The sequence below is a fragment of the Pseudomonas sp. Sample_14 genome (assembly GCF_004307515.1).
Classification (GTDB): domain Bacteria; phylum Pseudomonadota; class Gammaproteobacteria; order Pseudomonadales; family Pseudomonadaceae; genus Aquipseudomonas; species Aquipseudomonas atacamensis.
Map to the genome: position 1 here is coordinate 106,212 of NZ_RCOC01000095.1, position 12,079 is coordinate 118,290.

A 12,079-nucleotide genomic window follows, 5' to 3' on the forward strand; every position below is an offset into this window, starting at 1 on the left:
ATGACGAATATCAGGGCTGCGTTGTGCCGCTGGTCTGCAACACGCATTGCTGGGTTTTACTGTCCCACACTTGACCTTTCGGACATTCGGGCTTTTTCACGGCGTCGCTTTCATCGACGGCGAAAACAGCAGGGCTGGACAGGGCAGCGACCAGCAGCGGGACGGCGAACAGCACTTGGCGAATGTTCATGGTCAATCTCCACTTTCATCGGCTTGGAGCGGAAGTTGTTGTTCTCATTTGCAGTGACTGTTCAGTTCTCAGGAAGATTCAAAATTGTGAGGCTGGGCCGACGGCGCAGCGGCAGATTTGCGCCGTTCCTGAATTCCGCGAATCACCAGGTACAACAGCGGCCCCACTGAAACGAACACTGTGGTCAGCAGCAAATAAGGCACTACCGACCAGACGGAGCGTCCCCGAGACCGGGCGTCCTTGACCATCCATACGCCGGCCAGTGTCGCCAGCAGGTACAGATCGATGACCACTTGCGCAGTGTCCGGTCGTGACATCAGGCTGAGGCCGAAGTCGATCAGTGACTGTTCAGCCTGGAGCATTACCGAAACGGTGTAACCGCTGAACGCGAGCAAAGCGGTGAGAGGCAGGGCGATGGACATCATGCTTTCCTTCCTTGGTGTGATGAGCAGAAGTGCCAGCCTACCGGCGCGACGCGCAATTGACCATTGACTTGTCATCCGCCGGCAGGCTAATTTCGAGCCCATGACTTTCACTGTATCGCGCTGCCAGCCAAGCATTATCACCGCCATTCCTCATTTGGCGGGCTAGCTCACGACTGCAGCACCCAACCCGCCCTAGAGGCGGGTTTTTACTTTCTGTCTCCGGGGTTCTGAAAACTGTCAGGAGACGACCATGCCGCACAGCCCCGACCAGCAAGCCCTGCTTGAGCATTACGTGAAAAAGATCCTGGCAGCGCCGGTGTACGACATTGCGGTGCCTACCCCGTTGCAGCCTGCGCCGGCATTGTCGCAAGCATTGGGCAATCGGGTCCTGCTCAAGCGCGAAGATCTCCAACCGACGTTCTCTTTCAAGATCCGTGGTGCGTACAACAAACTCGTGCAACTAAGCGGAGAGCAGAAAGCGCGGGGAGTGATCACCGCGTCGGCGGGTAATCACGCGCAGGGTGTAGCGTTGGCCGCACGGGAATTGGGCATTGCCGCGACGATCGTCATGCCGTCTACCACCCCTGAGCTCAAAGTGCTCGGCGTGCGCAGTCGCGGTGCCGAAGCATTGCTGCACGGTGAGAGTTTTCCGTTTGCTCTGGCCCATGCGCTGCATTTGGCCGAGCAGAGCGGATGCACGTTTGTTTCACCCTTCGATGATCCTGACGTGATCGCCGGCCAAGGCACCGTGGCGATGGAAATCCTGCGCCAGCATCAAGGCGCGCTGGATGCGATCTTTATCCCGGTCGGCGGCGGAGGTTTGATCGCCGGTATCGCGGCCTACGTCAAATACCTGCGCCCGGAGGTGCGGATCATCGGCGTCGAATCCGAACATTCGGCGTGCCTGCAAGCGGCTTTAAGTGCGGACGAGCGGGTGGTTCTGCCGAGCGTCGGCACCTTCGCCGACGGCGTAGCGGTGGCGCAGATTGGCGCGTATGGCTTTGAGGTTTGCCGCTTCTGCGTAGATGAAGTGATCACGGTCAGCAATGACGAGCTCTGCGCCGCGATCAAGAATATCTACGACGATACCCGTTCGATCACTGAACCTTCAGGTGCGCTGGCCGTGGCGGGGATCAAGCAGTACGTGGCGCGCAGCGGCGTTCGCGATCAGACATTCGTCGCCATCGACTCCGGGGCCAACATCAACTTCGACAGTCTGCGCCATGTCGCCGAACGCGCCGCTGCTTGCGGCGTGCCGGCGTAACAAGCGCTCGGGTTATTCCTGCAGGGCGGTGCCGACTTTTTCCGACGCCGACCAGATGCGATAGCGCACTTCGACGTCCGATGGCGCGTACACCACGACTGGCAACTTGCTGTTGTAGCGCAACATGAAGCCGTCACCGACGACCGGAACGAAAGCGCGCTTTTTCTGGCTGCCGGGCGGGCAGGCCATCATCGTGCTCATCGGGCCGATGACCTTTTCCAAGCGATAGAACGGATAGCCCCAGCCTTGCAGGTTCTTTTCATCGAGAACACCGCCCAGACGCTGGCGATTGCAATCCACTTCGAGGGTTTTGCCGGCGAGAATTTCAACCTGGAAATTCTCTTCCTGCTCTTGCTTGGGCAGATGGATGACTTGTCGGGTAAACCCGGCTTCGGCTTTGGGATACGGCGCCACGTCTTCGAGCTTGGCGGCGTGGGCGAGGGTGGAAAGGTTGGCGATTAACAGCCCAGTGATCGCGCAAATGCGTAAGGAATTCATGGAAGCCTCCGTGCGAGTTGAATTGCAATGGGAGACATTCTTGCCGTCATGGTCTTCGAAAGCAAATTCAGCCGGAGATTGCAGATTGCAGTGGACGGGTGGTCGGTTCATGCATTTTGCAAATAGCAGGATACTGGCCACTTTTCCAAGTGCTTGATTTTGCAGGGCGTAAAACGAACCGATCAAAGGCACGTTTTATGCGTTCTTCCGGTGAGGCGCACCGGATTTGGACGCCTACACTCCAATGGGCATTTCGCAGTACCACCATTTGCCGCACCAAGGAAACAGCGGGGGCACACCCGTGAAGGCGCAGCAAAGGGTCAGCGTGAATACTTGATTGGCAATCGCACAGAAAGGAGAGGGTTCGCCATGTTTTTATCTGCCTTGGAATTACGCAATATCATTGAAAGCAGCTTCCTGCCGAAACGCTGCCAGTGCACGCTGTCACCCGACTTGTCGATGTCCGTCAAAGTATTTGGCGACCATCGGACCGACCAGGCCGATCTCTACGTCAGTGGAATCGACGCCAGCCGCCTGAACAGCTGCCGTGAAATCAACAACCTGGTCGCAGGCCTGCGATCCGATCTCGCGCAACAGACCACGACACATCAAACCAGCGCTCGTTCTCGAGCCGTTTAACTCACCGTTTCACCCAGTTCGACCGTCACGCGCCGGGCCTGCACGAAACCCAGGCCCAGCGCGAACTCGACCAGCACCGCGAGCAAAATCCCGGGGCCGGCATGGCCATTGAGCCATTCGCCAAAACCCAACGCCGCCAAACCGAAACAGCCGACGATAAAACCATTGCTCAGCGCACTGCGTGCCGCTGACGGCGGAGCATTGCGCAGCAAATAAAACATCACCCCCAACGCCGCAAACAGCACCGCGCTGCGCCTTGCGACTACGCCAGTGCCTTCCGAATAGCCAATACTCCAGATCGCCAGCAACACCTCCGGAAAAAATCCCCAGACCAGCGCCAGCAAAAAACACAGGATTGAAGTGAAGCTCGACAACGTGCGGAACGACAACTGCATGGCCAATCCTTGCGGCAGTAGGGAAGGCCCCGAGCATAACCGCCGGAGCCACTCCACGCCTATGGCGAACCGGAAAATCAGAAGTGTCTGTCAGTTCTGTTGACTGCAAGCGTCAGATAACTTCCTGTAACTGATTTGTGCGGGCTTGCCGGTGTTGTCTATGTATTTCATGTCGGCGGTGATGACTTTGCATTCCAGGGTCGGCGGCTCGGTTAGCGAAAGCACCTTCGCCACGTGTAGTGGCATGCCGTATTGGTAGGGTGTTTGATTCGATGTGGCGGAGGTGTCGTTGGCTTGGGCCAGTGCGGCGTATGAGCAGCAGGCGAGGGTGGCGGTGAGCAGGAAGGGACGAATGTTCATGGGAGGACTCCAGCGTAACGGATAGGCGCCCGGCACGAAGCCGGACGAGCCTGCCGCACTGGGCGTCAGCGGGGGAGAGCTGAGGGTGTGCGGTGATATGGAGTCTCTGACTATGGCGTTAAGGCTGAGTTAACCGCGGTGAATATGAGCTGCGCTATTCACGGTTGCTTTTTCCTTGCCTCGGGCATTTGTCGGTTGCGATATGAATCATTAGGGTACGGGCTTTGACGTGCTCGAAAAAAATTAATGATAAGGCTGTGCTGCTAAATTTCAGTACCCTAACTTATCTGGAAAAAACGAGAGCGGTGGGTGAGTGGCCTTCCACGTTTTTGCGAGTTCTTTTGCTTTTTCTAATTGCTCTTTTGATAGGTTTTTTTCTATGTCAGGTAATGTGTCGTTGACATCTCGTATTACGTTACCTCCGCCATTAAGCTCCAGCAGATTTGAAAGTAAAGCATACGACTTTACTGGGTCGAACGTGAAACCGTACTTGGAGTTTTCTTCACCTATGTAAGATGCATATCCAAATACACCTTCTACATAGCTTGAGTCGGCGGCTTTCTCGTTCCAGAATCTGAACGAGGCTAAATCATTTTTTTCTATCATGATCGCGGCTAACCCCATCATTGCGAGTGGATAACCATTTTCAGCGGATGCCTTCATCCATCGTTCGATAGCTTGGTTGCGCCTTGAGGGTAGTAAAAATGAGCCATTCCCTTCTTGGTACTTCGTCGCCAGACGGAACTGAGCAAATGCGAATCCATTCTCTGCGGATTTCTCCAGCCATTCCTCGTTGCCCGTCATTTCATATAGCAGGTACATCGACTCGCTATCGCCCTGCTTTGCTCGCTCAACTGCAAGGCTTTTAGCATTAATTACCCAGCTACTGGCAGAGTCTTCACCTGGAGGACAGTTATTCATGGTCGTACACAAATCTTCTCCAATCCTTCCAAGGCGAATCATGGCGTAGATGTTCCCCTTTTTTGCGGAGCTTTCGTATGCTTTTTTAGCCTCCGGAGTCATGTGACGGTTGTTTTTTCTTAGCGCTTCACCGAGATAATAAAGTGCTTCATCGTCACCGCCTTCGGCTGCTATTTGTAATGGTTCAATTGCGGAGATGGCTTTGTATTGATTGTATAGTTCAATGCCCTTGGTTTTTGCCTGAGATTGTTCGTTCGTAAGCGCGTTTGACTGGGCTGATACTAGGCTTAAAAATGTTAACGCAGTGGCCAGCAGTTTCATTGGAGTCTTTGCCTATTCAGTCGTTCATCAAGGGCAGTGGCGATAGTTCATCTAGATGGAATTTGGGTGCGGACAACCTAAAAATATACTCAATTACTCAGCTTGTCGGGGAAGAAAGACAGCGGTGGGTGATTGGTTTTCCATTCTTCAGCGACGATTTTTGATTCTTCAATTTTTTCTGGTGTCATCTTTTCAGAAATTTTTTCGATTTTACGGTCGACATAATTTTGCACGCCACCGGCGTCACCGAGTTCTTTTAACAAAGAGAAAATAGCGTAGCCTTTGACTAAATCCAAAGAGTAACCTACTTTATCTGGCGTATGTGAAATGTACGCGCCATAGTTACTCATTGCAGCTTGTTCGCCTGTTGCGGCAGCCTTCTCGAGCCAATATCGAATGCTCGCCATGTCTCCTTGCTTATAAAGCGTCTCTAGATATTGCATCATAGCTTTAGGGTTGCCACCTTCCGCAGAGAGTAGCAGCCATTTTTTGACCGACGCTTCGCGTCCTCCAGGAGTAAAGAAGTAACCCTCTCCCTGCCTTTCGCTGATCGCCATCCAATATTGCGCGAGCGGATAGCCTGCTTTAGCAGATTTTTCTAACCAATGGTGATCCAACGTGATTTCGTACATCAAGTATAAAGATTCAGGATCGCCATCATTTGCCTTAGGTAACGTTATTTTTTTTGCCTCTACGAACCATTCTGCTTGAGTTTTTTTTGACGACGGGCAATTTCCCATCGTTGCGCAAAAATCTTTTTTTGCTCGACCCAACTGAATCATTGCGTATATGTTTTTTTTCTCTGCTGCCGATTCATACCAAAATTGGGCTTCGGGAGTCATGTATCCATTTTTCTTTCGAAGAGCTTCGGCAAGATAATACTGTGATTCTATTACGCCGTCTTTTGCCTCTCGCTCTAGCTGTGGAATGGCCGCATCTATTTTCATCTGGTTGTAAAGAATGATTCCGCTTGGTCCACTTTGCTGAGGGACTGAGGATGCATTGGTAAAATTGGCGCTATACGGCGACACTGAAGTCAAACCCAAGCTGAACATTAGAATGATTTGATTTAATTTGATTTTTATAAGTCTGTTCACTGGTTGCCTTTTAAATAGGGTGTCGCCCCACTAAGCGAGTAGGTTGGTGATGGGACATAATTTTGTTGACAATGATCAGCCAGATTTGCGCCAAGTAATTTTGGGTGCGATTTATAGTTTTTACGTACTTCAAAAATTGTATCATCAAAGAGGCTTTGAACGCTTTCCGCCATGAAACTATTCAGTGACATGCGATTTTTGCAATACTCTTGTTCTCCCGCTTACTCCTTTATACCAAACGGAAATGGCCGCTGGTGAGGGTCGGTTCATCACCTTTGCCTTCGGCGAGCTTGTAGTCGCTGCAATGGCGTTCCAGCGCGCGCGTCGAGAGCAACTTGCCGCGCTCGCGAGTCGTGAAACGGCCGGGGTAATCGTAGTCTTCCAGGTCCGGGGCGAGTTCGGATTTGACCGTCCCTAGCTAGATTTTTGCTCAATGCCATTACTTTATCCATCCGTTTTTCAGGCATAACGGATCTTGAGTCGTCGGATAAACTTGTGGGGCTAGGATTTATACTTCATTTGGTCCATATAGTCAGGTGCCATACCTTTTGTTTTATTTAGACTAGGGATGTCGAACTCTCGGATGCGGAAATATTTTGGTATTGGTGCGCCCGTGCCTATAGGGATTTGTTGAATCATGAATTGATCATTTATGTAATACTCAAGTAAGTCTTCAACATCGGGGCTGAGTCCCTTCGGTGATGTGACGAACCATTCATCCAAAAGAGCTTTAACAGAAGCGCTGGGGAAGCTGACTCTTAACCTTTGCGCTTCTCGATCAATATCTTCAAGCCAACTCAGTTCGGCGCGAAGGGCTGCCTTGTTTTTTTGCGTTTGTTTAATGGCTCGCTCGCGCTTGGCTGCCTCTACTTCGCTCTCGCTGCTAATTCCTAGTGCGCGTGCAATTGGACCATCCTTGTTCAACATAGGGCGTTGGAGGCGCTCTTCCTCATCATCATAAGCTTTATGCTGTCCCCGATATAGTTCCCATAAGCTGCGCAGGCGTTGGATATATAAGCGTCGATGAGCAAGGAATCCTTCAGTAGACAGCTTCTTATTTCCTGCTTTATTCATGTAGTTAGCGCTTGCACCGATGGCGCTGATACCATTTATATGGTCATTCAAAGTGAAAAGCTTGGCGACGCTAGTGTCGGTGCGTTTTATTTCATCAAGAGTTGGGAACGGTACACCCGCACGGATTGCAGCTTCATACATCTCGTGGAGGCATGCTAAGTGCAGTTCAGTACTATGTGGCACATCTTGTTTGCCCAAGCCACCCCCTACGTCATAAGATGTTCCGGGAACCAAGCGCTCCTCCCACCTAGGGGTTAGTGGTCCCGTACCGATCAATCTGGATCGGCGAGCATCTTGGCACTCATGTGCTGCAACGAGGTGTAAAGCTGACTTAACTGGGCCCGGAAGGCACTCTCCGTCGTCGACGACGTTTACGAACGGGATCAAATACTCCATAATAATGGAGTTTTCGCCACTACGGTCGACAGAGTCGAAAAGGCCAACGAAACTTACTTCAAGCTTCGCACCTTTGAAAATGGTCGTCGCTGGATCACATTCCTCGAATAATTTATGAGCGAAAGCGCGAGCTAGTGTGGCCCCATAGTCAAAGCCATAAACCGAAACCGAGATTTTTTTTACAGGCGCTCCGGATTTGCCTTTGATTTTAGTGAGCACGTCTTCCAAAACACTGAATGCGGCTTCTAGCCTCGTATCAACTCCCGTTTTGAAAAAGGTTGCCGTAATTTCGTTGTCGCGCGTGACTGAAAACACATCCAGGGTTGCTGGGGCTACGGCTTTAGCCAAACTGGACAAAAGGCTCCCGGGTTTTAGATTACTGTATGCGCTCTCCCACCATTTTTTTCCCGTAACGACGTCTTTTATCGCGTCAAGCGGGCTATTTTTTATCGTGTCTTCGGGAGTTTTGATAGCGCTGTCTTTGGCCCTATTTAATGCTCCGTCTAGCCCAGTATTGCTAAGCTGCGCACTACCGCCCAAGGATTCATCAAAAGTTTTCCCTAGGCCGGAAATGTAAAATCTTCGATAGTGTGCGTCCGGCTGAGCTTCTAAGTTTTTAGTGTCACCTGGATAAGCTAAAAACAAACGGGCGACATTTGTAAGGCGATTTTCTTTAAGATCTTCGACTAGGTTGCGTCCAAAGCCGTCAAAAAAGAACCCAATGTATAGAGTAGCTTCGCAAGGCAGAACAGATTTTCTCTCGGTTGCATTAAGACAAGTTTTTGCAGAAATTGATTGAGCACGATCAAGGTTTGTCGCGTTCATCATAAACCTCCTTGTTTTTCAATTGGCTGCTGATGGATTGGTATCAAAGGGACTGTCGAGGTTCGGGCTCCACATTATTTGAACAGAGTTATTTTCAAGAAAACGTACATGGAGATATCGATCAGTTCGACGCTGCTCCGGAAGAGTCAAAGTCGTTTCGTGAGTTTCTTGTTTCAAGCCCCTCTTTTCTTGCTCTTCTGTAGTGCTTAGTATCCAAGTTATCTTTACAGCAGGGCCCTCTATCGCTTGGCAGCATGTGATCCCACCGCTACCCATCGCACTTAAGTTGCCGCCCCAAAAATCGTTCACCCAAAAACTGAAAATTGGTCTTTCCATATAGTTTTCAGAAGTCAACATCGCACCCGGCGTACGAAACTGGTTATAAAGATACGATCCAATGAAAGGCAGCAGTAAAACGAATACCCCGATGACAAGGTTGCGGCGACGCCAGGTTTTTTGCCGTTGAGTATTCATGCTTATGAACATTTACCTAAATTCCTTATCCAGCAATGTATCTTGAATTTCCAGAAAGCTATAAGACAGACAGAAAGTTCTGATCAGTATGTTCATCATGAAACTCACGCCGACAACTCTCGCATCACCACACCAAGCGGCAACTTCTCTCCAATTGCCCGTTCTTTCGCCTTCTCCCACATCGGCCAGTTCGACGGAAATTCGCGGTCCATCAATTGCAGGCTGGCAAATAGGGTGACGTCTTCCGGGTCGGTCAAGCCTTCATCGCGGCCAGCGTCCAGCGCTTCTTTCACCTGTTTCAACCGTGCACCGTGACAACTGCTGGTGAAGACCTCAGGCGCTTCTTTTTCCAGTTCAGTGGTGAGGCTGTAGGGTAGAGGATCGATCTCCATGTCCGTCCACAGCTTTCCGTCAAGAAAGATAGGCTCGTATCTTCCGGGCTTTTCAAGGTTGAGTCCCTTCAGACAGTGCCATTGATCTTCTTCTGCTGGCACCCACCACTCCTGCAGTGGGCCAAACAGCCACGCATGCCAAGACAGATCATCGCGTGCGTACAGCATCGGCACCACTTCTGGTGCGTAGCTACGAATCATCAGGACTTCGCCAGCTTCATTTTTTGCCAGCAACGCATCACTAAGGTGAGCGGCGAGCTTGTCGGCTGGGCAGTCGGTACGAATCCAACTGGCCATTGCGGTGCAGCCGGTGAAGTGTTCGTGAGCAAGAAAGGCTTCGAAATCCATGTGGCTAACGTCGACCAGCCACGGGCCGTAGTTGCGCAGTTCGGCGAATTCCGGTTGCACCATCAACGGCCGTCGTGACGGGTCAACTCTGACGAACTGCAATCGAGCGGGTTCCGGCAACAGGCCGATCTCAACGATCGCGAATATCGACTGAGCGTTCTTTTTCGCTTCGCTCCAGGCTTTCGCTGCGTCACTCTTCGTCATCAATTTGCCCCCGATTGCAGGGCGAGTTTTTCACGCATGGCTTTTTTCAGGCATTCGACGCAGATGCCGGTAGGTGCTTTGAGTTTCGGCGTCACGGCGAGGGACTCCGCCTGCATCATCTGGTTAGCGCGGGTTTGCATCAGGCGTCCGGCGTTATCAATGGCTGCGAGTCCCGGAATGAATGGGGCGAGGATCTGAATGCCGGTACCGGCTCCCGGACCACCACCCGAATTCACCTTCACTTCCGTGCCGCTGATGGTCACACCACCCGCATCCACCTTCACAAAACTCCCGCCAGCCTTGGCCGTGAGCTCCATGCCACCCTCAATCACCACCTTCTCACCAGCGTGATAGTGAATCTCCGTCCCGGCCTCAACAAACTGCCCCGTCCCCACCTTCACATGCTGCGTCACACCCACTGTCAGGTGATCATCCGCGCGCATTTCGCTGATGCGGTCCAGATGGGTGATCCGGTGTTCTTCAACCTTGAACTCGCTCAACACGTTGGCTTCAACGGTGTCATGCCGTTCGTTGCCGACGCGGATTTTCTGGTCGTGTTCGATGTTTTCGTCCCAGTCGCGCTGGGCGTGGATGTAGATCTGTTCGGCGCCTTTTTTGTCTTCGATGCGGAATTCGTTGTAGCCCTTGCCGCCCGGGGAGCTGAGGGTTTTGAAGGTGCTGCGGGTCTTGTTGGCCGGCAGGTCGTAGGGGACGACGTTTTCCTTGTGGTACAGGCAGCCGGTCACCAGCGGTTGGTCGGGGTCGCCTTCGAGGAAGGTGACGAGGACTTCCATGCCGATGCGCGGGATGGCGATGCCGCCGTAGGCTGCGCCGGCCCAGCCGCTGGCGACGCGCATCCAGCAGGTGGTTTTGTCGTCGGACTGGCCGTCGCGGTCCCAGTGGAATTGGACTTTGATGCGGCCGTACTGATCGCAGTGGATTTCTTCGCCGGCAGGGCCGGTGACGACGGCGGTCTGGCTGCCGAGGACTTTCGGTTTCGGGTGTTCGAGGGCAGGGCGGTAGTGCGCGTCCCACGGGATGGCGAGGAAGCTGTTGCGGTAGCCCTGGTGGAAATCGCTTTTGTTGTCGGTGACGTCGCTGGTGACGTTTTCACCGAGCACTTGCGGTTGTTTGCCTTCGTGGAAGACTTCCAGCAGCAGCCACAGATCGTTCCACTCGGCGCGCGGGTGTTCGGCGAGCGTGAGGAAATGGCCGCTGGTGAGCGTCGGTTCATCACCTTTGCCTTCGGCGAGTTTGTAGTCGCTGCGATGGCGTTCGAGGGCGCGGGTTGAGAGGAACTTGCCGCGCTCGCGGGTGGTGAAGCGGCCGGGGTAATCGTAGTCTTCCAGGTCCGGGGCGAATTCGGATTTGACCGCGCCTTCGGGCAGCAGCTTGGGTTTTTCGAAATCGTAGTCGCGGCGGCTGACGCGAGTGGTGCGGGTTTCCAGGCGCAGGTTGAAGCGCTTGATCACCGGCTTCTCCGCAGCCATGCCGGAGTCCTGCTGGTAGCTGACCGGCTTCAGTTTGCGGAATACGGTCTGGTCGTCGCCGAACACCAGTTTGTGGCCGCTGCTGCTGTGCTGGAAGTGGAAGTGAATGCCTTCTTCTTCGCACAGGCGCTGGATGAAATGCAGGTCGGACTCGTCGTATTGCACGCAATACTCGCGTTCCGGGTACTCGGCGCCGAGCTGGAAGCTGTAGGCGTCGGAGAGAATGCCGCGATCTTCCAGCACCTGGGCGATGATTTTCGGCACCGTCAGTTGCTGGAAGATCTGCTGATCATGGTTGTGCTGCAGATAGGCCAGTTGCGGCATCAGGCTGATGCTGTAGCGGGTCAGGGTCTTGCCGGAGTCGCCCTGCTCGATGCGATAGACCTGGCCGTGAATCTTGCCTTCGCCGGTGGCGCCGAACGTCAGGCAGGCGCGCTTGTGCAGCAGCTCTTCGAGCTTCAGGTCGGGGCGGGCGCTGACCAGTTCGAGGTCGAAACGGAACGGTTCGTTGAGGGCTTCGCGACCGGTGAAGCTGAGGACTTGCAGGTCGGCGTTGGCGTCTTCGATCGTGAGGGTGATGTGGGTTGCATTGGCGTCCAGCATGCCTTGAATTCCGTCCGTTGAATAAGCAGGTGATGGATGTTGCAGGATTAGACGGCCTCATTCAAGGCGCAAATGGCGTAGGTGTGGGGCCTTGATGCCATAGGGAAAACCCTTAGGAGGGCGGTTTGGGTCAGTGAAATCGGGCCTTTCATAGACTTTGATG

The 12,079-nt window shown here is 53.0% G+C and carries 13 protein-coding genes and 1 pseudogene; 2 read left to right on the forward strand and 12 right to left on the reverse strand.

Annotated elements, in window-relative coordinates:
• Positions 1-10 precede the first annotated feature (10 nt).
• Both D8U61_RS24010 and D8U61_RS24015 read right to left on the reverse strand, forming a co-directional pair.
• Positions 11-190: a hypothetical protein gene (locus D8U61_RS24010; protein WP_130901604.1), complete on the reverse strand. Its 180-nt coding sequence runs from the start codon at positions 188-190 to the stop codon at positions 11-13.
• Between the two features lie 68 nt (positions 191-258).
• Positions 259-615: a DUF2834 domain-containing protein gene (locus D8U61_RS24015; protein ID WP_130889135.1), complete on the reverse strand. Its 357-nt coding sequence runs from the start codon at positions 613-615 to the stop codon at positions 259-261.
• Positions 616-865: 250 nt separating this feature from the next.
• Between D8U61_RS24015 and ilvA the strand changes: the two genes are divergently transcribed.
• Positions 866-1,879: a threonine ammonia-lyase, biosynthetic gene (ilvA, locus tag D8U61_RS24020; protein ID WP_130927787.1), complete on the forward strand. Its 1,014-nt coding sequence runs from the start codon at positions 866-868 to the stop codon at positions 1,877-1,879.
• A 12-nt stretch (positions 1,880-1,891) separates the two neighbouring features.
• On the opposite strand, the gene eco is transcribed toward ilvA, so the two are convergent.
• On the reverse strand, positions 1,892-2,377 hold the full coding sequence (gene eco, locus D8U61_RS24025) for a serine protease inhibitor ecotin (RefSeq protein WP_125926527.1): 486 nt from the start codon (positions 2,375-2,377) through the stop codon (positions 1,892-1,894).
• A 369-nt stretch (positions 2,378-2,746) separates the two neighbouring features.
• Between eco and D8U61_RS24030 the strand changes: the two genes are divergently transcribed.
• Positions 2,747-3,016: a DUF1652 domain-containing protein gene (locus D8U61_RS24030; RefSeq protein WP_016774885.1), complete on the forward strand. Its 270-nt coding sequence runs from the start codon at positions 2,747-2,749 to the stop codon at positions 3,014-3,016.
• On the opposite strand, the gene D8U61_RS24035 is transcribed toward D8U61_RS24030, so the two are convergent.
• The 9 genes and pseudogenes from D8U61_RS24035 to D8U61_RS24075 all read right to left on the reverse strand — a co-directional run bounded on the left by D8U61_RS24035 (position 3,013) and on the right by D8U61_RS24075 (position 11,916).
• Positions 3,013-3,411: a hypothetical protein gene (locus D8U61_RS24035; protein ID WP_125926528.1), complete on the reverse strand. Its 399-nt coding sequence runs from the start codon at positions 3,409-3,411 to the stop codon at positions 3,013-3,015. The two genes, D8U61_RS24030 and D8U61_RS24035, sit on opposite strands and share 4 nt — an antisense overlap.
• Before the next feature lie 90 nt (positions 3,412-3,501).
• On the reverse strand, positions 3,502-3,771 hold the full coding sequence (locus D8U61_RS24040; RefSeq protein WP_125926529.1) for a DUF2790 domain-containing protein: 270 nt from the start codon (positions 3,769-3,771) through the stop codon (positions 3,502-3,504).
• A gap of 270 nt (positions 3,772-4,041) precedes the next feature.
• Positions 4,042-5,013: a sel1 repeat family protein gene (locus D8U61_RS24045; RefSeq protein WP_177433365.1), complete on the reverse strand. Its 972-nt coding sequence runs from the start codon at positions 5,011-5,013 to the stop codon at positions 4,042-4,044.
• An 89-nt stretch (positions 5,014-5,102) separates the two neighbouring features.
• Positions 5,103-6,110, reverse strand: a complete 1,008-nt coding sequence (locus D8U61_RS24050; RefSeq protein WP_241663652.1) for a sel1 repeat family protein — start codon at positions 6,108-6,110, stop codon at positions 5,103-5,105.
• A gap of 241 nt (positions 6,111-6,351) precedes the next feature.
• Positions 6,352-6,501: pseudogene (locus D8U61_RS24055) on the reverse strand (type VI secretion system tip protein VgrG); the annotation flags it as partial.
• Between the two features lie 110 nt (positions 6,502-6,611).
• Positions 6,612-8,405: a DUF2235 domain-containing protein gene (locus D8U61_RS24060; RefSeq protein WP_177433366.1), complete on the reverse strand. Its 1,794-nt coding sequence runs from the start codon at positions 8,403-8,405 to the stop codon at positions 6,612-6,614.
• A gap of 18 nt (positions 8,406-8,423) precedes the next feature.
• The gene (locus D8U61_RS24065; RefSeq protein ID WP_166554769.1) at positions 8,424-8,891 is read right to left on the reverse strand and encodes a DUF3304 domain-containing protein; all 468 of its coding nucleotides are present in this window, start codon (positions 8,889-8,891) and stop codon (positions 8,424-8,426) included.
• Between the two features lie 92 nt (positions 8,892-8,983).
• The gene (locus D8U61_RS24070) at positions 8,984-9,823 is read right to left on the reverse strand and encodes a DUF4123 domain-containing protein (protein ID WP_130927789.1); all 840 of its coding nucleotides are present in this window, start codon (positions 9,821-9,823) and stop codon (positions 8,984-8,986) included.
• A complete protein-coding gene (locus D8U61_RS24075; protein ID WP_130927790.1) occupies positions 9,823-11,916 on the reverse strand; it encodes a type VI secretion system tip protein VgrG in 2,094 nt (697 codons plus the stop codon). The genes D8U61_RS24070 and D8U61_RS24075 overlap by 1 nt, the downstream gene beginning before the upstream one ends.
• Positions 11,917-12,079 lie beyond the last annotated feature (163 nt).

Excerpts from the sequence above, each read along its gene's own strand:
- D8U61_RS24060 (WP_177433366.1), bottom strand. The coding sequence starts at position 8,405 with ATGAACGCGACAAACCTTGATCGTGCTCAATCAATTTCTGCAAAAACT.
- D8U61_RS24010 (WP_130901604.1), bottom strand. The coding sequence starts at position 190 with ATGAACATTCGCCAAGTGCTGTTCGCCGTCCCGCTGCTGGTCGCTGCC.
- D8U61_RS24040 (WP_125926529.1), bottom strand. The coding sequence starts at position 3,771 with ATGAACATTCGTCCCTTCCTGCTCACCGCCACCCTCGCCTGCTGCTCA.
- D8U61_RS24035 (WP_125926528.1), bottom strand. The coding sequence starts at position 3,411 with ATGCAGTTGTCGTTCCGCACGTTGTCGAGCTTCACTTCAATCCTGTGT.
- D8U61_RS24045 (WP_177433365.1), bottom strand. The coding sequence starts at position 5,013 with ATGAAACTGCTGGCCACTGCGTTAACATTTTTAAGCCTAGTATCAGCC.
- eco (WP_125926527.1), bottom strand. The coding sequence starts at position 2,377 with ATGAATTCCTTACGCATTTGCGCGATCACTGGGCTGTTAATCGCCAAC.
- D8U61_RS24030 (WP_016774885.1), top strand. The coding sequence starts at position 2,747 with ATGTTTTTATCTGCCTTGGAATTACGCAATATCATTGAAAGCAGCTTC.
- D8U61_RS24070 (WP_130927789.1), bottom strand. The coding sequence starts at position 9,823 with ATGACGAAGAGTGACGCAGCGAAAGCCTGGAGCGAAGCGAAAAAGAAC.
- ilvA (WP_130927787.1), top strand. The coding sequence starts at position 866 with ATGCCGCACAGCCCCGACCAGCAAGCCCTGCTTGAGCATTACGTGAAA.
- D8U61_RS24075 (WP_130927790.1), bottom strand. The coding sequence starts at position 11,916 with ATGCTGGACGCCAATGCAACCCACATCACCCTCACGATCGAAGACGCC.
- D8U61_RS24065 (WP_166554769.1), bottom strand. The coding sequence starts at position 8,891 with ATGTTCATAAGCATGAATACTCAACGGCAAAAAACCTGGCGTCGCCGC.
- D8U61_RS24015 (WP_130889135.1), bottom strand. The coding sequence starts at position 615 with ATGATGTCCATCGCCCTGCCTCTCACCGCTTTGCTCGCGTTCAGCGGT.